Annotated in this window: 18 protein-coding genes; 9 read left to right on the top strand and 9 right to left on the bottom strand. The window is 69.9% G+C overall.

Translation table 11 applies throughout. From position 1 onward, the window contains the following. Positions 1 to 63: 63 nt before the first annotated feature. Positions 64 to 1,047, bottom strand: a complete 984-nt coding sequence (locus A8W25_RS00360) for a LysR family transcriptional regulator (protein ID WP_067153891.1) — start codon at positions 1,045 to 1,047, stop codon at positions 64 to 66. A 172-nt stretch (positions 1,048 to 1,219) separates the two neighbouring features. On the opposite strand from A8W25_RS00360, the gene A8W25_RS00355 reads away from it, so the two are divergent. Next, positions 1,220 to 4,681, top strand: a complete 3,462-nt coding sequence (locus tag A8W25_RS00355) for a M28 family peptidase (protein WP_420708401.1) — start codon at positions 1,220 to 1,222, stop codon at positions 4,679 to 4,681. Between the two features lie 81 nt (positions 4,682 to 4,762). Here the strand turns inward: A8W25_RS00355 and A8W25_RS00350 are convergent, their stop codons facing one another. Further along, positions 4,763 to 6,124, bottom strand: a complete 1,362-nt coding sequence (locus A8W25_RS00350; RefSeq protein WP_067153889.1) for an FAD-dependent oxidoreductase — start codon at positions 6,122 to 6,124, stop codon at positions 4,763 to 4,765. Between the two features lie 234 nt (positions 6,125 to 6,358). Between A8W25_RS00350 and A8W25_RS00345 the strand changes: the two genes are divergently transcribed. After that, positions 6,359 to 6,655 carry a DUF4031 domain-containing protein gene (locus A8W25_RS00345; RefSeq protein ID WP_067153888.1) on the top strand — a complete coding sequence of 99 codons (297 nt, stop codon included), beginning with the start codon at positions 6,359 to 6,361 and terminating at the stop codon, positions 6,653 to 6,655. Positions 6,656 to 6,669: 14 nt separating this feature from the next. On the opposite strand, the gene A8W25_RS00340 is transcribed toward A8W25_RS00345, so the two are convergent. Both A8W25_RS00340 and A8W25_RS00335 read right to left on the bottom strand, forming a co-directional pair. Then, positions 6,670 to 7,944: an MFS transporter gene (locus tag A8W25_RS00340; RefSeq protein WP_079125711.1), complete on the bottom strand. Its 1,275-nt coding sequence runs from the start codon at positions 7,942 to 7,944 to the stop codon at positions 6,670 to 6,672. Between the two features lie 132 nt (positions 7,945 to 8,076). Next, on the bottom strand, positions 8,077 to 8,592 hold the full coding sequence (locus A8W25_RS00335; protein ID WP_067153886.1) for a mycothiol transferase: 516 nt from the start codon (positions 8,590 to 8,592) through the stop codon (positions 8,077 to 8,079). Positions 8,593 to 8,813: 221 nt separating this feature from the next. Between A8W25_RS00335 and A8W25_RS00330 the strand changes: the two genes are divergently transcribed. Further along, positions 8,814 to 9,668, top strand: a complete 855-nt coding sequence (locus A8W25_RS00330) for an arylamine N-acetyltransferase family protein (RefSeq protein ID WP_067153883.1) — start codon at positions 8,814 to 8,816, stop codon at positions 9,666 to 9,668. Positions 9,669 to 9,795: 127 nt separating this feature from the next. Here the strand turns inward: A8W25_RS00330 and A8W25_RS00325 are convergent, their stop codons facing one another. Then, a complete protein-coding gene (locus tag A8W25_RS00325) occupies positions 9,796 to 10,200 on the bottom strand; it encodes a DUF5997 family protein (protein ID WP_067153881.1) in 405 nt (134 codons plus the stop codon). A 58-nt stretch (positions 10,201 to 10,258) separates the two neighbouring features. On the opposite strand from A8W25_RS00325, the gene A8W25_RS00320 reads away from it, so the two are divergent. After that, positions 10,259 to 11,053 carry a LysR family substrate-binding domain-containing protein gene (locus A8W25_RS00320; protein ID WP_067153878.1) on the top strand — a complete coding sequence of 265 codons (795 nt, stop codon included), beginning with the start codon at positions 10,259 to 10,261 and terminating at the stop codon, positions 11,051 to 11,053. A gap of 14 nt (positions 11,054 to 11,067) precedes the next feature. Here the strand turns inward: A8W25_RS00320 and A8W25_RS00315 are convergent, their stop codons facing one another. Next, complete coding sequence (locus A8W25_RS00315) at positions 11,068 to 11,625, bottom strand: histone deacetylase (protein WP_234386030.1); 558 nt, start codon at positions 11,623 to 11,625, stop codon at positions 11,068 to 11,070. 45 nt (positions 11,626 to 11,670) lie between these two features. Here A8W25_RS00315 and A8W25_RS00310 point away from each other — a divergent pair, with 45 nt between their 5' ends. Then, the gene (locus A8W25_RS00310) at positions 11,671 to 12,177 is read left to right on the top strand and encodes a phosphotransferase family protein (RefSeq protein ID WP_067153872.1); all 507 of its coding nucleotides are present in this window, start codon (positions 11,671 to 11,673) and stop codon (positions 12,175 to 12,177) included. A 309-nt stretch (positions 12,178 to 12,486) separates the two neighbouring features. Here the strand turns inward: A8W25_RS00310 and A8W25_RS00305 are convergent, their stop codons facing one another. Both A8W25_RS00305 and A8W25_RS00300 read right to left on the bottom strand, forming a co-directional pair. Beyond that, a complete protein-coding gene (locus tag A8W25_RS00305) occupies positions 12,487 to 13,224 on the bottom strand; it encodes a nucleotidyltransferase domain-containing protein (protein WP_067156477.1) in 738 nt (245 codons plus the stop codon). 168 nt (positions 13,225 to 13,392) lie between these two features. Next, a complete protein-coding gene (locus A8W25_RS00300) occupies positions 13,393 to 14,166 on the bottom strand; it encodes an aminotransferase class IV family protein (RefSeq protein ID WP_067153870.1) in 774 nt (257 codons plus the stop codon). 554 nt (positions 14,167 to 14,720) lie between these two features. Between A8W25_RS00300 and A8W25_RS00295 the strand changes: the two genes are divergently transcribed. The 4 genes from A8W25_RS00295 to A8W25_RS00285 all read left to right on the top strand — a co-directional run bounded on the left by A8W25_RS00295 (position 14,721) and on the right by A8W25_RS00285 (position 18,070). Further along, the gene (locus A8W25_RS00295; RefSeq protein WP_079125708.1) at positions 14,721 to 15,236 is read left to right on the top strand and encodes a hypothetical protein; all 516 of its coding nucleotides are present in this window, start codon (positions 14,721 to 14,723) and stop codon (positions 15,234 to 15,236) included. A gap of 555 nt (positions 15,237 to 15,791) precedes the next feature. Then, complete coding sequence (locus A8W25_RS33765) at positions 15,792 to 16,061, top strand: hypothetical protein (protein WP_158942325.1); 270 nt, start codon at positions 15,792 to 15,794, stop codon at positions 16,059 to 16,061. 450 nt (positions 16,062 to 16,511) lie between these two features. Further along, on the top strand, positions 16,512 to 17,765 hold the full coding sequence (locus tag A8W25_RS00290) for an IS256 family transposase (RefSeq protein ID WP_107470578.1): 1,254 nt from the start codon (positions 16,512 to 16,514) through the stop codon (positions 17,763 to 17,765). Then, positions 17,765 to 18,070, top strand: a complete 306-nt coding sequence (locus tag A8W25_RS00285) for a DNA-binding protein (protein ID WP_067153868.1) — start codon at positions 17,765 to 17,767, stop codon at positions 18,068 to 18,070. Before A8W25_RS00290 ends, A8W25_RS00285 begins: the two co-directional genes overlap by 1 nt. 57 nt (positions 18,071 to 18,127) lie before the next feature. Here A8W25_RS00285 and A8W25_RS00280 read toward each other — a convergent pair whose 3' ends face one another. Next, positions 18,128 to 18,649, bottom strand: coding sequence for a hypothetical protein (locus A8W25_RS00280; protein WP_158942323.1), 522 nt, complete (start codon positions 18,647 to 18,649; stop codon positions 18,128 to 18,130). Positions 18,650 to 18,652: the final 3 nt, after the last annotated feature.

Genomic DNA, 18,652 nt, shown 5'->3' with positions numbered 1-18,652 from the left:
AAAGCTTTTCTGCCCATGTGCCGGATGCGACAAGCCGTCGGCGCGGACCCCGTGTCCTGACGCTCAGGCTTCGGAGGCCTGAAGCTCCTGCCGCTCGCACTGCGGATGCAGCTCGGGGTGGGTGTCCCACCAGGCCCGGTGGAACGCGTTGTTGTCGACGTTGGCCAGATACGCGCGGAGCGCCGCGCGGTAGAGCAGTTCCGCCTGCCGGGCCGGGACGGTCGAGCGGTTCCAGGCCAGCCGGATGCGGCCGGTGAGCGGGGCGCCGACGAGGGGGCGCATCACGGTGCCCTCCGCCCGCGGCCCGGTCGGCTGGCTCAGGGCGACGGCGCCGCGGGCGATCAGGGCGTACTGCATCGTGCGGTCCGTGATCCGGTGCCGCAGCCTGGGCGCGAACCCGGCCCGCGCACACGCCTCGGCGAACGCCTCCGGCCCGCCGTCGTCGTCCTCCACCAGCGTCATCCACGACTCGGCGGCCAGGTCGGCCAGCTCGATGTGCTCCCGGTGGGCCAGCGGGTGGCGGGCCGACATCCGGATGGAGAAGGGTTCCTCGGGGATGAGCGTCCTCGCCAGGACCCCTTCGGGGAGCGGGACTTCGTGGTCGTTCACCTCCCCGTACACGATCGCGTCATAGCGTCCGGCGCCCAGCATCCGGGTCAGCGCCGTCACCGAGTGCTCCAGGTCCAGGGTGATCTCCTGGCCGGCGAGCGCGCGGTCGGTCTGATCGAGGAGGCCGTCGAGCAGGACGAGCAGGATGCAGCCGAGCCGCAGCGGGGCGTCGGTGGCGACCGTGCGCGCCCGGGTGCCGAGCGCGTCCATCTCGCTGAGCACCCGGCGCGCCCTGGCCAGGACGAACCGGCCCAGCGGGGTGGGCTCGGTGCCGTGCCGGGTGCGGATGAAGAGATCGCCTCCGGTCACCCGCTCGATGCGGCGCAGCTGTGCGGAGAGCGAGGGCTGGGACACACCCAGCCGACGCGCGGCGCGGCCCAGACTGCCCGCTTCCGCGATCTGGCAGACGGCCTGTAAGTGCCTCAACTCCAGCTGCATCTTCCGAGCGTACGCAGCGGCCCCGCGACGCACCATAACTCGCGTCGTATGCCCGACTGGTATGTACCTGGTTTGCCATGTCCACGCCCATACTGCGCCGAGAAGAGACCCCCCACGATCGGAGTGGACGTTGCGCCCCTTCAGATTGACGGCCGCTGTGGCAGCACTGGCGCTGACCACTGGCCTGACCGGCACGTTGGCCGGCACGGCATCGGCCGCACCTCATACGCAGTCAGGGTCGGACCAGCGGCCCACCCCCCTCTCGCGCGCCGTCGCCGCCGCCGACCAGGCGGTCCGCAGCGGGCTCGACACCTTGGTCAACTCCCCGCAGGAACAGTACGAACGGCGCCTGGTCACCCCCTGGGTGAAGAACCTCTACTCGATCGCCTACGAGCGCAGCTACCGCGGACTGCCGGTCGTCGGCGGCGACGCGGTGGTGCTCGCGGACGGCGACGGCGACATCCGCGCGGTGCAGTCCGCCTCGGCCGTACGGATCGATGTGGCGACCACCCCGTCGGTCACCGCGAAGACGGCCGAATCCACCTCGCGCACCAAGCTGGCCAAGGTCGACAAGGTGGTCGACAGCCGGCTCGTCGTCCGGCTCGCGGACGGCAAGCCCGCCCTCGCCTGGGAGACCGTGCTCGCCGGACGCACCAGGACCGCGCCCAGCAGACTCCATGTGTTCGTCGACGCGCGGACCGGGAAGGTCCTCGGCAGCCACGACGACGTGGAGGCGGGCACCGCCAACAGCAAGTGGAACGGCCCCAGTCCGCTCACCATCGACACCACCAACTCAAGCGGCAGCTACTCGCTGCGCGACCCCAACCGGCCCGGCCTGAGCTGCGCCGACTACAGCACCGGCTCCGTGTTCACCAAGTCCTCGGACTCCTGGGGCACGGGCAACCCCACCAGCAAGGAGACCGGCTGCGCGGACCTCATGTTCGCCGCGCAGAAGCAGTGGGACATGCTGGCCCAGTGGCTCGGCCGCAACGGCGTCAGCGGCAACGGCCGCAGCTTCCCCGGCAAGGTCGGCCTGAACGACCTCAACGCGTACTGGGACGGCAGCTCGGTCACCATCGGCCACAACAGCGCCAACGAGTGGATCGCCGGGATCGACGTGGTGGGCCACGAGTACGGCCACGCCATCGACAGCAACACCCCCGGCGGCACCAGCGGCCAGGAATCCGGCCTCGGCGAGGGCACCGGTGACATCTTCGGAGCCCTGACCGAGGCGTACGCCGCCGAGCCCTCCCCGTACGACACCCCGGACTACACCGTCGGCGAGATGATCAACCTCCAGGGCCGGGGCCCGATCCGGAACATGTACAACCCCTCGGCCGTCAACAACGACCCGAACTGCTACAGCTCCGCGATACCCGGCACCGAGGTGCACGCGGCCGCGGGCCCGCTCAACCACTGGTTCTATCTGCTGGCCGAGGGCAGCAGCCCCGGCGGCGGCAAGCCCAACAGCCCCACCTGCAACCAGAGCACCGTGGTCGGTGTCGGCGTCCAGAACGCGGGCAAGATCTTCTACGGCGGCATGCTCCTCAAGACCAGCAGCATGTCGTACAAGAAGTACCGTACGGCGACGCTGACTTCGGCCAAGTCGCTCGACGCGACCTGCAACCTCTTCAACCGGACCAAGGCCGCCTGGGACGCCATCAGCGTGCCCGCGCAGACTGCTGACCCGACCTGCCAGCCGAGCGGCCAGAGCGACTTCTCGCTCGCCCTGAACCCGGCGTCCGGCACCGTCCAGCAGGGCGGTTCGGTCACCACCACCGTGGCCACCAGCATCACCACGGGCTCGGCCCAGTCGGTGGCGCTCACCGCCTCCGGTCTGCCGTCCGGCGTGACCGCCTCCTTCAACCCGGCCACCGTGCAGTCCGGCCAGTCCTCGGTGCTCACGCTCTCCGCGACCACCAACGCGGCGCCCGGACCCTCCACCGTCACGGTCAAGGGCCAGGGAACCACGCTCTCCCACACCGTCGACTACGCGCTCAACGTCGGCGGCACCCCGCCCGGCACCGACCCGCCCAACATCGACGTGGCCAACGTCCAGGCGCATCTGTCGCAGCTGGGCACCATCGCCACCCAGAACGGCGGCAACCGCCGGGCGGGCAGCGGCGGTTACACCCAGTCGCTGGCCTACATCAAGGGCAAGCTGCAGGCCGCCGGATACACCGTGGCCGAGCAGAACTGCACCACCTGCACCTATCCGTCGAACAACCTGATCGCCGACTGGCCCGGCGGCCCCGCCGACCAGATCGTCATGCTCGGGGCGCACCTCGACAGTGTGTCGGCCGGTCCCGGCATCAACGACAACGGCTCGGGCTCCGCGACCCTGCTGGAGAACGCGCTGGTCCTGGCGCAGAAGAACCCCACCATGACCAAGCACGTGCGGTTCGCCTGGTGGACCGACGAGGAGCAGGGCCTCAACGGCTCCGAGTTCTACGTCAACCGCCTCAGCAGCACCGACCGCGCGGCGATCAAGGCGTACTACAACTTCGACATGGTCGGCTCGCCCAACGGCGGCTACTTCATCAACAACGTCAACTCCACCCAGGCGGCCCCGCTCAAGGCCTACTGGGCCTCGCTCAACCTCGCACCCGAGGAGAACGTCGAGGGTCAGGGCCGCAGTGACGACGCGTCCTTCCAGGCGGCCGGCATCGCCACCTCCGGTTACGCGGCCGGAGCGAGCGACCGCAAGACCTCGGCGCAGGCGGCCAAGTGGGGCGGCACGGCCAACGCCGCCTACGACTCCTGCTACCACAGCGCCTGCGACACCCCGAGCAACATCAGCGCCACGGTCCTGGACCGCAGCGCCGACGGTGTGGCGTACGCGATCTGGAAGCAGGCCGTCGGCGGGACCACCCCGGCGCGGGACTTCTCCCTCGCCACCAACCCGGCCTCCGGCAGCGCCGACCCCGGCGGCAGTGTCACCTCCACGGTGAACACCACCACCGTCAGCGGTGACCCGCAGACCGTGGCCCTGTCGGTCTCGGGCGCGCCCACCGGTGTGACCGCGACCCTCAACCCGACGTCGGTGCAGTCCGGCAACTCCTCGACGCTGACCGTGCAGGTCGGCGCGAGCACCGCACCGGGCACGTACACCCTGACGGTCACGGGCGCCGGCACGGTCAGCCACAGCACCACCTACACACTGACCGTCGGCGGCGGCACCTGCACCCCGCGCCAGCTCGTCGTCAACGGCGGGTTCGAGAACGGCTCCAGCCCGTGGACGGCCACCTCGGGCGTCATCACCAACCAGGCCGGCGAGACGCCGCACAGCGGCTCCTACCTGGCATGGCTGAACGGCTGGGGCACCTCCCGCACGGACAGCGCCTCCCAGTCGCTGAGCATTCCGTCCGGCTGCTCCCGCTACCAGCTCTCGTTCTTCCAGCACATCGACACGGACGAGGACGAGAACGTCGTGTACGACGTCTTCACCGTCTCGGTCGGCGGCCAGACCCTGGCCACCTTCTCCAACCTCGACGCGAACTCCGGCTACGTCCAGAAGTCCTACGACCTCTCGGCGTTCGCCGGACAGACCGTCACCCTGAAGTTCAACGGCGTGGAGGACCAGTCCCTGCAGACCTCCTACGTGGTGGACGACGTCACCCTCCAGGTGAGCTGACAGCCACCTGAGGACGTCCGGAACGGCGTCGGCCCCCGCCTCTCCCGGCGGGGGCCGACCCATGCTGTCGAGGCTCTGTGACTACGCGCCGCTGGCCCTGAGCATGTCCTCACGCTCGACGATCTTGACGCGCTCGCGGCCCTGCGGCTCGCCCAGCGCCTTCTCGGCCTCGTCCAGGCGGTGCCAGCCCTCCCACGTCGTCCAGCGCACACCGCGCTCGGCGAGGAAGGCGTCGACCGCCTCCGGCTCCGGCGCGGACGGGGTGCGCAGCCGGCCCTGGGCGTGGTCGTCCAGGAGGTTGGCGACGGTCTCGTTGGCGTCGCCCTTGGTGTGGCCGATCAGACCGACCGGGCCGCGCCGGATCCAGCCGGTGACATACGTCGAGGACAGGTGCTGCCCGGCCTCGACGACACGGCCGCCCTCGTTGGGGACCGTGCCCGACTCGACGTCCCAGGGCAGCTTGGGCAGCTCGTCCGAGAGGTAGCCCACGGCCCGGTAGACGCCCTGGACGTCCCAGTCGTGGAACTCGCCGGTGCCCGCCACGTTGCCGGAGCCGTCGAGGCGGGTGCGCTCGGTGCGCAGGCCGACGACCGTGCCGTCCTCGCCGAGGATCTCGGTGGGCGACTCGAAGAAGTGCAGGAAGAGCTTGTGCGGGCGCTCGCCCACATCGCGGATCGCCCAGTTTTCCAGGGTCTTGGCGACCATGTCCGCCTGCTTGTTGGAGCGGCGGGTGGCGATGGAGCCCTCGTCGTAGTCGATGTCCTCGGGGTCGACGATGACCTCGATGGTGGGGGAGTGGTCCAGCTCGCGCAGCTCCATCGGGCTGAACTTCGCCTGGGCGGGGCCGCGACGGCCGAAGACGTGGATCTCGCGCGCCCGGTTGGCCTTGAGGCCGTCGTAGACGTTCTGCGGGATCTCGGTGGGCAGCAGCTCGTCGGCGGTCTTGGCGAGGATGCGGGCCACGTCCAGGGCGACGTTGCCGACGCCGAGCACAGCGACCTTGTCCGCGTGCAGCGGCCAGGTGCGCGGCACGTCCGGGTGGCCGTCGTACCAGGACACGAAGTCGGCGGCGCCGTACGAGCCGTCGAGCTCGATGCCGGGGATGTCGAGCGCCCGGTCGGCGTCGGCGCCCGTCGAGAAGATCACCGCGTCGTAGAACTCGTGGAGCTCGTCGAGGCTGATGTCGCCGGGGTAGTCCACATTGCCGAAGAGCCGGATCTGCGGCTTGTCCAGCACCTGGTGCAGGGCGGTGACGATGCCCTTGATGCGGGGGTGGTCGGGAGCGACGCCGTAGCGGATCAGTCCGAAGGGCGCGGGCATCTTCTCGAAGAGGTCGATGGAGACACCGGGGTCGCCGGCGGCCGCGGACTTCAGCAGCGCGTCGGCGGCGTAGATCCCGGCGGGACCTGCGCCCACGATGGCTGTCCGCAGGGGGCGGGGCATGAGTGTTTCCCTTCGACCGACAACGAAATGGCTCGTCAGACACCCTAAGCTTAGGCAAACCTAAGTGACTACCCGCCCCCTCTTTATGACCTCATAAGCCAACCTTATGACATCCCAAAGTGATGGTGATGGGCGGGGGTGAACGGCGCGAAACGGTCCTCGCGGCGGGGTGTCCGGGAGCCGCTCGCGGGCAAGGGAGAATACAAAGCCTCAGCAGGAGTGGGAGGTTGCCCCTTGACCGTCTACGTGGACGACGTGAAGGACTACGGCGCTCTCGCGCGACGACGAGGTCTGCCGTCCGCGCACTGGTGCCATATGACGGCCGACACCGAGGACGAACTGCACGCCTTCGCGGCCGCCCTCGGTATGCGCCGCGCCTGGTACCAGCGCAAGGGCCCGCAGGACCACCGCTGGCACTACGACATCACCCCGCCGACCCGCGACCGGGCCGTACGGCTGGGTGCCCGGGAGGTGGACCGGCGGTTCATGGGCAACCTGATGATCAGCCGCAGCGACGACGTCCGGGTCTGACCGGGCGCGCCGCGTCAGACCGTCGCGCTTCTCTCCGGCTCGACCGCGAGCGGGAGGGAAGCGGCCGCGCCGCGCCGCTCCCGGCGCGCGAACCCGTGCCGGACCAGGGCCGCCGCGGTCAGCAGCGCCACCAGGGCGCACACACCCGGCCAGCCGACGGCGGCGTACGCCCGCGCCCCCGTCCAGGACCCCAGGCTTCCGCCGACGTAGCCGCAGGTCATATAGGCGGTGTTGAGCCGGCTGCGGGCCTCGGGGCGCAGCGCGTAGAACCGCACCTGGTTGGCCACCATGCCGGACTGCATACCGATGTCGAGCAGCAGGGTGCCCACCACCAGGGCGGCCATCCCGAGCGAGCCGCCCAGACCGCCGAACGCCAGGACGGCGGCCGCCGCCAGGACACCGAGCATGCTGACGAGGTTGACCGCGTCGGGGCCCCGGCGGTCCGTCTGGCGTCCGGCCAGCGGGGTGCAGAGCATGGTCGCCACGTTGACCAGGGCGAGCGCCCCGACCGCCCGGGCGCCCATGCCGTACGCGGAACTCGTCAGCAGCAGGGCGACACCCGTCCAGACCGCCGAGAAGCCGCCGAACAGCATGGCCTGGTAGAAGCAGGACCGCCGCAGCTCGGGCTCGGTGCGCAGCAGCCGCAGCGGCTCGGCGAGCAGCGACGGATACCGCTGCCGAGACGGCGGGACCGTCCTCGGCAGCACCCGGCTCAGGAGTACCGCGGTGACCAGGGTGAGCGTGGCGGCGAGCAGATACGGGGCACGCCACCCCAGCCACTCCCCGAGGGTCCCGCCGAGCGTGCGGGAGAGCAGCATGCCCCCGATGGACCCGCTCAGCAGGGTCCCGCTGACCGCCCCGCGCCGGTCCTCGGCCACCAGGCCGACCGCCAGCGGCCCCGCGATCGGGGCGATCACCGTGGTCACCCCGATCAGCGCGCTCGCGCCGACCAGCGGCCCGAGCGACGGCGCGGCGCTCGCGGCGAGCAGCCCGAAGCCGGTGAGGCCGAGGAGCGTGACGATCAGCCGCCGGTGCGGGATCCGGTCGCCGAGCGGTACGAGCAGGAAGATCCCCGCCGCGTACCCGAACTGCGCCGCGGTCACCGTGAGGGCGGCCGCGTCCGGGGAGACGCCCAGCGCGGCGGCGACCGTGGGGCTGATCGCCTGCGGGAAGTAGACGTTGCCCACGGCCACCCCGCAGGTGACCGCCAGGAGCAGGATCACCCGGCGGCTCACCTGGGCCCCGTCCCGTACGGCGTCCACGGGGCGGGCTTCGCTGAGATCACTCATGGGCGCAAGTCCACGGCGTCGGCGTGCGGATGCCAAGTGAATTAGCGCCCCGCGTCAATCGGCGCCCGCCACAAGGGCCGGGCGCCCTGCCCGCCGTGCCGGTCGTACGCCAGGGCGTCCGCCGGGGGCCGGTCAGCGGCGCGAGAGGATGCCCCGGACGAACGCGGCCTGGCCGGCGTGCTGGAGGTTGTCCGAGACCACGCTGATCAGCCGGACCCCCAGAGTGACCGGCGGGTCCCACGAGGTGTCGACGACCCGGGTGAGCGCCTTGCCGTCGAGCCCCGCCAGATAGCCGACGGTCTGCGCGTGGACGGCGTCGTGATACCCGGCCAGCTGCTCGGCGGTGGCGCTGACCGAGGCGACCTGGGCGGAGGTGTGGCCGTAACCGGTGTCCGACCCGGCCAGCGGCAGCCCGAACCGCTCGGCCCAGCCCTGACCGGTCCACACCTGCTCCAGTCCGGCGGCATCCGCGATGTGGTCGTCCTGAATCCTGGTCAGATGCCAGACCAGCCAGGCGAGGGAGTTGGCCGAGTCGTCGACGCGGAACGCCAACTCCTCGCCGCTCAGGCCTTCGACGGCGTCCGCGACGCTCTCGCGGATCCTGCCGAACGCGTCGACGAGGAGATCGGAACTGGTGAGGGTGGTCACGGGTACCACGCTAGGGCCTGGCGGCGGCCCTCGCACGGGGAATCGCGCCCTGCGCCTGTGGTCCTAGGACCAAAAGGTGACCCCGGCACCGCCCTTGAGCAGAGGTTTTCTCGTATCGCGCGGGCATAGGGTCGACATCACAGCGGTTGATGGTGAAGCAGACGCGGTGTGACCCGACGGCGTACGGATACACCGGCGCGGGGTCCGGAAGAGGATGAGCCATGGCAGAGGCAGCGAATGGACGCGGGTGGTCCGGCGACCAGTTGGACCTGGACGCCTATCTGGCCCGTATCGGGTACGAGGGGGAGCGCACCCCGACACTGGAGGTGCTGCGCGCCCTGCAGCGGGCCCATGTGACCTCGATTCCGTTCGAGAACGTCAACCCGGTGCTGGGCAAGCCGGTCGCGCTGGAGCTGGAGACGGTTCAGGAGAGACTCGTACGGGGCGGCCGGGGCGGTTACTGCTACGAGCACGTCGTGCTGTTCGCCGGCGTGCTGGAACACCTGGGCTTCGAGTTCACCGCGGTCATCGGGCGTGTCACGCTCGGCAGCGAGAAGATCCTCCCCGCCACCCACGCCCTGCTCGCGGTGCGGCCGGACGACGACGACCGGCTGTGGCTGTGCGACGTGGGCTTCGGCAGCGGGCCGCTCGCGCCCATCGAGATCGCCGACGGGGTCGAGGCGGACCTCGAAGGCTGGAAGTTCCGGATGGTCCGGGGGGAGAGCTCGCTCGGCGTCGACCAGTGGTGGCTCTACCAGTACGGCCAGGACGGCTGGGCCCACCGGCACACCTTCACCCTCACCCCGCAGTACCGCATCGACTACGCGGTGGGCAGCCACTTCGTGAGCACCCACAGCCGCTCGCCCTTCACCGGCCGGCTGTTCACCCAGAAGTTCACCGCCACCCACCACCACCAGCTGGACGGGACCACCTGGCGGTCGTTCCGCCCGGACGGCTCCGCCACCGAGCGCAAGATCGAACCGGCCGAGCTGGGCCGGGTCCTCGCGGAGGAGTTCGGGATCACCGTGGAGGCGGAGGAACTGGCACAGCTGGAGCAGGGCCTCGCCTCGGCCTGACGCCTCGCGAACCGCCCCCGGACACGGCGAAGCCGGTGACCCTCGCCGTGGCGAAGATCACCGGCAGCTCACCGGCGGCGTCCACGGCCCGGGGCGCGGGTCGGGACGGCGAAGCCCGTGAGGGAGGTCAGGAACGCTTGTCCTTGGACTCCTCGGCGCGCTGCGCGTTCTTCTCCTTGATGCGCACCGCCTCCTTGCGCACATCGGCCTGGGTGGCGCGCTCCTTCTGCAGCCACTCCGGGTTCTCCTGCTTCAGGGCGTCGATCTGCTCGGTGGTCAGCGCCTCCGTGACGCCGCCCCGGGCGAGGCCCGCGATGGAGATGCCCAGCTTGGCCGCGACCACCGGCCGGGGGTGCGGGCCGTTGCGGCGCAGCTCCTGGAGCCACTCGGGCGGGTCGGCCTGGAGCGTGTTCAGCTCGGTGCGCGAGACGACACCCTCCTGGAACTCTGCGGGGGTGGCCTCGAGGTACACACCCAGCTTCTTCGCCGCGGTCGCGGGCTTCATGGTCTGGGCGGTCTGGTGCGACGTCATGGTGTCAAGAGTATCGAGCGTGTGCGCCACCTCCGACCATCACCGGTAACCTGGCGGAGTGACAGGCTCGGAAGCAACCCCCTCGTTCCGGCTCGCCTACGTCCCGGGCGTGACACCCACCAAGTGGGTGCGGATCTGGAACGAGCGGCTGCCCGACATCCCCCTGACCCTGGTCGCGGTATCGACCGCCGAGGTGTTCGACGTGCTGCGCGGCGGCGACGCCGACGCCGGTTTCGTCCGGCTGCCGGTGGACCGGACGGACCTCAGCGCCATCCCGCTGTACACGGAGACGACCGTGGTCGTGGTCCCGAAGGACCATGTGATCGCGGCCGTCGAAGAGGTGTCCGCCGAGGACCTCGCCGACGAGATCGTGCTGCATCCCCTGGATGACACCCTCGGCTGGGAGCGCCCGCCGGGACAGCCCGCCTTCGAGCGCCCCGCCACCACGGCGGACGCCGTCGAGCTGGTGGCGGCGGGCATCGGCCTGCTGGTCGTCCCGCAGTCGCTGGCCCGGCTGCACCACCGCAAGGACCTCACCTACCGGACGCTCACGGGCACCCCGGAGTCGCGAGTCGCCCTGTCGTGGCCGGAGGACAAGACCACCGACCTGGTCGAGGACTTCATCGGGATCGTCCGCGGCCGGACCGTCAACAGCTCCCGGGGCCGTGCCCAGACCCCGACCAAGACCAAGTCCGAGCCGAAGGCCAAGCGGCCCGACGCCTCGGGCGCCCGCCGCAAGCCCGCCGCGGGTAAGCCGGCGGCCAAGAACCCGAGGGCGGGTTCCGGCTCGGGTGGTTCCAAGGGCGGCTCGAAGGGCGGCGCCAAGCGCGGCAAGCCCCGCGGCCGTTCCTAGCGCGCGACCGCCGGTCACGGCGTCAGCAGTTCCCGCACCGCCTGCTCGGACCAGTGGAGACGCGCTCCCGGCCGGGACGCCACATACGCGGCCACCGCGTCGGCGTCCCACGCCCCCGCCTCCAGCAGACCCGAGGCCAGATGGCGTACGTACGCGGCGGAAGGCGTCGTCGGGGGAACCTCGTCCACCTTCCAGGGAGCGGTGAACGTGAGCAGGGGAAGGCCGTCGACCCACCCCGCGCAGACGAGGGTCTCGTAGCGGCCGTCGCCGAGCGCCGTCCGCCCCCGTGCCAGCACCTCGGTCAGATCGAGGTCGGTGCCCGGCTCCCGGTACATCTCCTGCGCGGCGATGTCGGCGAACTGGGAGGCCGACACCAGATGGGCCCGCGCCAGCACGCGCCCTTCGGCGTCGGGGTCGTAGAAGGCCCGCCCGCCGCCCCAGACCGGTGACCGGGTGGCGAAGTACATGACGCCGGGCAGCTCCACGGGGATCGACGCGGTCGGCAGACTGCGGTCGCGGCAGCCCGGGTAGACGCGGGTCCCGCCGCCCGGGCCACCCCGCCCACCAGCCACCTCGGCGCGCTCCTGCGGCGCCTGCACAGCCTCCCGTACCCCCCGTTGGCACTGCCCGAGTACCAACCACTCACCTCTCTCACCCGCCTGCTGGAAACCAGCCACACCCTCGACCCCGACCGGCATGACTGGCTGCACGGGCGAGTCCAGGAAGTCCTTGACGCGTACAGCGCCCTGGACTTTCCCCTGGGATACGGCCTTATCCACGGAGACGCCTACCCCGGCAACACTCTCTGGGATGGGGCAAACGTTCGTATCGGCGACTGGGATGAAGCCGCCACCGGCCCCCGCGAAATCGACCTCGCCAACACCTTCCAAGGCGTCCGCTTCGGCCGCACCGAAAAGGAGCTCGATACCTTCAGCGACCACTACGGCTACGACATCCGACACTGGCCCGGCCTTACGGTCCTGCGCCACATCCGCGACCTGCACACCCTCAGCTCCTACATCCGGCGCGCAGACCGCGGCGACAAACAGGCCGAAGAACAGCTCGCGCACCGCATCAACACACTGCAGCACCACGACGACACCGCCCAGTGGAAGGCGGTCTGATACCGCATACGAACCCTCATCCCAGAGGGTCCTGGCCGGGGGTGTCACCAGTTCGGCGGGCGCCCCCGGGCGTTGCTGTTTACGGGGTGATGGTTGGGTCCGTGGAAGAGGAGTGTGGCCTCGCGGATCGAGTCCAGGCCGAGCACCACCATCAGCACTCGGCCAGCCCCGCCCGCCCACCGCGTCCGTCTTCACGGGGGCGAAGCTCCGGCGGGAGACTGCCTGACGTGATCTTCCGGGCGGCGACCAAGGAGCGCAGTCTCCTGAGGGAGGGCATTGCCAGCGGGCTGGAGCCCGACCCGTTGCTGATCACTCCTTGCCCTCGACTGCGGCCCGCCGGGGCGGCCATACGCCGTCTTGGCGGTGTCCCTCCCACAACCGGCCGCCGACTGGTGCCAGTACCTCATCAACCAGGGTGGTGAGTTCACCGCTGCTGCCTGCCAGCGCGACGCGCACCGCGGCATCCAACCGTTCCATAAAACCGGGCCGTGTGGCTGACACCCTGCATGCCAGCCACTTCCCGCCACCCAGCCACGCCCCGTCCAGCAACAGGACGAGCTCCCCCGTCCGCTGCGCAACCTCGGTGACCAGGCAGAGCCGTTCACCGGCCTGAGCGCATCCCGCGAGATCATCGAGGAGATCGGTCAGGGCGTAGCGCCGACCGTTCAGCTCGTCGGCGGGCAGGGCTGGGGGGCCGGCATCCACGAGGATCTTGGCCTGCGCCTGGAGCTGGGCGCCGAGCCCGTCATGGTCGAAGAGCAGCATCCCTGTTGCGCACATGAACAGCAGCGGCGACCGCCGCATGGCGATCTCCCGCTCCACGTATCCGCTCCAACTCGCCTCCGTATGCACGAACAGCTCCACCGGCCAGCCGGCACACCGAAGGCCCTCCCGGTAGGGGGCCGCGCCTTCCTCCGGCAGCACCACAATGTCGAGGTCCGAGAACGCCGTACGGTGCGCGGTCAAAACACTGCCGCCCAGGAACGCGGCTCGCGCCTCCGGATGGCGCTCGGCCACTACTGCGTGCGCCGCCTCCACTGGATCCATGATGTCCATGGCAACCACTCTCCCCACTGCCCCGGTGCAGCGCACCCGGATCTACCCGGTCCCTCACGCACCGAGCACGCGGGGGATCGCGGCTCTTGGACGCGAGCGACTGGCCCACCCTGCCGACTCTTCGGACAGACCCGTCAGCGGAAGTACGGCTTCGGAGCGTTACAACAAGTCGCCTTCGATCTCCATGTACTCCTTGCGGAGCGTGTCGATGATCGCGTGGGATTCAGGCAGCGGGGTTCCGTCGATGGCGCTGATCGAGCGGACACCGACCGCCGCGTTGGTGGCGAAGGCGGCCCGCATGTCCGGCAGGTCGGTCAGCCGGACGGTCCGCGTGTCGTGGTCGTGGGCTCGCTTCACGAGCTCCATCGTCACGCCGACGAGGCAGTCGGCGTTCGGCCAGATCACCCGGCTGCCGTCGAAGAAGCCGATGTTCCAGGTGCCTCCCTCCGAGATCACCTGCTCCTGGTCGGCGAAGAGGGCGTCGTCGAACCCGTGCAGCTGTGTCTGGCGCCGGTGGTGGAGGCTCGCGAAGAGGCCGACGCTCTTGACGCTGGGCAGGTCGCGTACGTAGGTCGTGGACTTCACCTTGATCGGCGGGAGCGGGAGGTTGCCCGCCGGGCGGGAGGTCATCAGGACGTGCGGGTCGTTGGCCTCGCTCGGATGCCCGAGGTCGAGGCGGGGGTCGAAGACGGTGACGCGGACCGTGGTGGATCCGGTGGCGGGAGCCGCCCGGCGGGCCAGCTCGCGCACGCGCTGCGGGTCCAAGTCGGCGCCGAAGAGCTTTCGGCAGTCGCGCCGCAGCCGCTCCAAGTGCAGGGACAGACCGCGTACGCGCCCCGCCTCGACCCGCATGGACGTGAAGTGACCGTAGTTGGTCAGGGCCAGGTTCTGGAGCTGGGCCGGCTCGACCGGCACTCCGTTCAGTTCTGCCATGCAGTCAGCGTGCCACCTCCATCGCGCCCCTCATCCGTGAACGGCCTGGTAGGGCGCTTAAGTTCGGTGAAAGTTCGGTCTGGGGGCGGTGAGAGGACGTTCCGGCGGGCCGGTGCCTGTCAGCAATCTGGTGATGCAAGCGCGAACGGAGATATCCCGGTGACCGGCCCCCCTTCTGGGGCCCGGGAGAGCATGTCCAGCTGCGGTCGGCGTGCCCGTACGAACCTCCGTAGAAGCACCCTGACCGCCGTACCTGCAGAGGACCGGAACTCCCCAGAACTTGCCTGTACACGAACGGGACGGTGCCGCACAGGCCTACGGAAAAGCGGGTCTCCCTGCGCATCGCAGAGGCAGGACACACACCTGCTCGGGGACCGGGCAGCGGAGCCGGTGTTCCGTCATCCCATCCGACTTGAACGCGTTCAGTTGAACGTGTTCAATTGGTGCTGTCGGTATGTGGGCCCAAGGGGGGACGGATGTGGCGGAGAAGCGGCTCGGCGGGCGTGGCGCCGGTTCGGGGCGGTCGGAGTCCATGTTCGTGCGGCGGGGATGCCGTGGTCTTCGGCCTGGGTGTCCTGCGGGCGGTCCTCGGCGTGGGCGCCGCCGCGCTCGCGGTGTTCGCGGCACTCATGCTGCTGCTCGCCGGTCGGTCGCTGGTCCCGCCTCCCGAACCGGACGGCGAACCGCTCTCCCTGACCACGTCCCAGGCTACCGGCGTGTGGCAGGACGAGAGCGGGGGCAGCCTGGAGCTCGCCGCGGACGGGACGTTCGTCAGCCGGAACGCCTGCGGGGATTTCTCTGCCCCGGCCGACGATGCGCGCAGCCGCTGGACCGACATCACGCGGCAGTCCGGAGCCGGGACCTGGAGTCGGCGAGCGGGCCGGGACGGTGGACGGGACCGGGCGGAGACGCGCATCGAGCTCCGCTTCACCCGTGACGGCACATCGGCCGGCTACCGTGCCCGGGGTACTCCCGAGGCCCCGTTGCTGTGGACCTCCGTAGGCGACCCGAACGACGGAGAGCTCTGCGTCCTGCGCAAGACGGGTCGGTCCTCGGGTTGGGCCTCGTGATGGATTTCCTCCCGTGGCTGCAGCCGCCGCCCACACAAGGCGGTGCGTGGACACGATGGTGGTAGCCGTGGATTCCCCCACCGTCTTGGTGTGGGGCTGGTGGAAGTGCAGCTGTGGCGGCCCGAGCTGGGGCTTACGCCCACCGTCCGGGTGTGGCGCCGGGGAACTGGTTCAGAAAGTGTGGCCTGTACCAGTGCCGTGCAGTACGGCTGGTGGACAGTCCGGGTGCGGGCCGGTGAGGGAGGCCTCGGCGTCCTTGCAGCTGTTGGGGACGGACCGACGATGACCGGCCAAGGTTCAGCGCAGGGACGGTGGTATTCGCGGGACGTGGGCCAAGGCCGCGCCACCGCGCGAGGTGGCGATGTTCGCGGTGGTCCCACGCTGCTGGGTGAATTGAGCGGAGTTTCGTCTGGCTGGGCCGCTATCGCAGGATCTCCAAGGACTACGAGTATCTGGCGGTCAGCCAGGAGAACGCGATCTACCTGGCCACCGTCATGCTCTTGTTGCACCGCACCGCGAGAGGCGCCTGAACGAGGCTTCTCAGACACCCACTAGTTGATCCCGGCCGAGAGTATCGCCACCGAGCTGACCGACTGGATCGCCCGGACCTGTGGCGCGGCCGTGGCCCTGCTCCGGCACGAAGGCCGCAACGGAGGCACCAACACGAAGATCAAGATCATCACGCGGTTGCTCTACAGCCGGGCCGGCGGCACCGCCTCCTGCGCCAGCCCATCCTGCTCAACTGACACCGGCACGATCAACGCCTACGAAATCATTGAAGAACCAACTTCAGGACAGTCCCGCCTGCTTGGACCAGGGAGGTGATGGTCCTGGGCTGCTGGTCCGCGCTCCTGCGGCAGAGATCTGACTTGGCCCAGTTACGCGCGCACCGTCAGATTTCGAACTCCAGCCGGCTGTCGACCACCGGTCGCACCGGGTTGGTGTCCCTGCTAACCAGGAAGTCGGGCCGAGTTGTGCTCGGGGCCGTGTTGTCGACCCTGTTGTATGTGATGAGCAGAAGGGCGCGACGGTTTGCCGACAGGTTGTTCGAGGACGAGTGCACGATGCTCGGATGGAAGACGTGCCCGGAGCCCGCAGGCCCAGTGGTCGGCCTCTCTCTGCGAGCAGCTGGCCCACCTGCGAGCAATGCTCAGGACCTGTGGATCGGCCTCGGGGAGGGCGCCTCGCGGGACGCGAAGGGCGTACCTTCCCGAGTGATCGATTGTTGGTCACCGAGTAGGCCCGCGTTGCAGCGTGGGCCGGGAAGGCGTGCCCGTGCTCAGCGTAGTCAACGCCGATGGAACCACCGAGAGCGGCTCCTTTATGGACGAGATCGTCCGCGAGGGCGCGAGGCGGATGCTCGCCGCCGCCCTGGAGGCTGAAGTCAACCAGGACATAGCCGAGTTGGCCGACCATCGCGACGAGTCCGGTCGTCGCCTCGTGGTCGGCAACGGCCACCACCGCGAGCGCACCGTCGCGACGGCCGCCGGGCCGATCCCGGTGAAAGCGCCGCGGGTGAACGACAAGCGCGTCGACACCGAGACGGGCGAGCGCAGGCGGTTCTCGTCGCGGATCCTCGCTCCTTGGTGCCGGAAGTCCCCGAAGATCAGCGAGGTCCTGCCCCTGCTCTCTCTGCACGGACTGTCCTGCGGTGACTTCGTGCCCGCGATGGAACAGTTCCTCGGCTCCTCGGCCGGACTTTCTCCAGCCACCGTGACGCGGCTGACCAAGCAGTGGCAGGACGACCACGCCGCCTTCCAGGACCGCGCACTGTCCGGCAGCGACTACGTCTCCGTGTGGGCCGACGGTGTCCACCCCAAGGTCCGCCTCGGCCAGGCCCACTCCTGCGTCCTGGTCCTCATGGGCGTGCGCACGGACGGCCGCGAGGAACTCATCGCGCTCGCCGAGGGCCTGCGCGAGTCGACCGAGTCCTGGGCCGACTTGCTGCGGGACTGCCGCCGGCGCGGCATGACGGATCCCGAGCTGGTCGTCGGCGATGGCGCCATGGGGCTCTGGAAGGCCCTGGCCGAGGTGTTTCCGCAGGCCAGGCACCAGAGGTGCTGGGTTCACAAGGTCCGCAATGTCATGAACGCGCTACCGAAGTCCGCGCAGCCCGGCGCGAAGAAGGCCCTCCAGGAAATCTACAACGCCGAGGATCGCGACCACGCCGAGAAGGCGGTGAAGGACTTCGGGCGCGCCTACGGCGCGAAGTGGCCCAAGGCCGTCACGAAGATCACCAACGACGTCGATGAACTCCTGGCGTTCTACGGCTTCCCGGCCGAGCACTGGGTCCACCTGCGCACGACAAATCCGATCGAGTCGACCTTCAGCACGGTAAAGCTGCGGACCAAGGTCACCCGCGGCGCCGGCAGCCCAGCCGCGGCCCTGGCGATGGTGTTTAAGCTCGTCGAGTCCGCCCAGGCCCGCTGGCGCGCGATCACCGCACCCCACCTCGTCGCCCTCGTCCGCAACGGCGCCCGCTTCGAACGCGGCCAGCTGGTCGAGCGGCCGAAGGCGGCGGCAGCGTGATGAGCCACCACAGCCGACGAGGGTGGTCAGGGCCGCGGCGCCACCGCGGCTACACCCTGCTCAAGGTCGACACGGTCGAGGACAACGCCTGGATGTCCCAGCCGGATGCCGCCCGCCGACTGGGCGTCTCGCTGGCCCGCCTCGGGATGCTGATCGCCAACGGCCGCATGACACCGGTGCACAACCCGGCCGGCCGGGCCGGGGTCACCATCGCCAGCGTTCAAACCGAAGAAGCCTGGCGGGCGAACGCGACAATCCGCGCGAAGATCGCCCGTCTCCTGAAGGACACGATCAACTGGTTCTGATCGGTGATCCACAGGTCTTGACGATAGCTCCGTGGAGTGCACGGGCAGGTGGACGTGTTACTTCCAGCCGGAACAGGCGATGATCCGGTGCGGTGTGTATCGCCACTGCTCTGTGCACACTTGGACCCGGATGTTCTCCCAACGGCCCGTCACCGTCTTGGGGCCCCAGTTCGCCGAGGAGGAAACCCCGTTGGGGGTGGCCGAGGTGATCTGCACATCGGCCTTCTCGCGGGTGCCGTCTTCCCACCCGCAGATCGGCGGATCAGTGTTGGGAAGGCAGTGGTACTCGTGGGGGACGTTCTCCCAGTGCACGTAGGCCACAGCCCGGTAGTCGTCGGGCGCAGTGTCCGACACCACCGCGTTGAAGACCTTCGCGGTCGTCTGCGGCGGCGAGTAACTGCTGACGGCCCAGGCGATAGCGCCCTTGTAGCGGGCTCCACTCACGGAGATGTCGAAGGTGCGCATCCCGTCGTAGGGGTCGCTGGCGTGCGCAGCTGGCCCGCCTGCGACAAGCGCGGTGTAGGCAAGACCAACAGCCACGGCAGTCTGGCCGAATACACGGATCGAGCGTTGTGCCATACC

Source organism: Streptomyces sp. ERV7, assembly GCF_001653515.1.
Taxonomy (GTDB): Bacteria; Actinomycetota; Actinomycetes; order Streptomycetales; family Streptomycetaceae; genus Streptomyces.
This window is presented reverse-complemented; position numbering and strand designations above follow the sequence as displayed.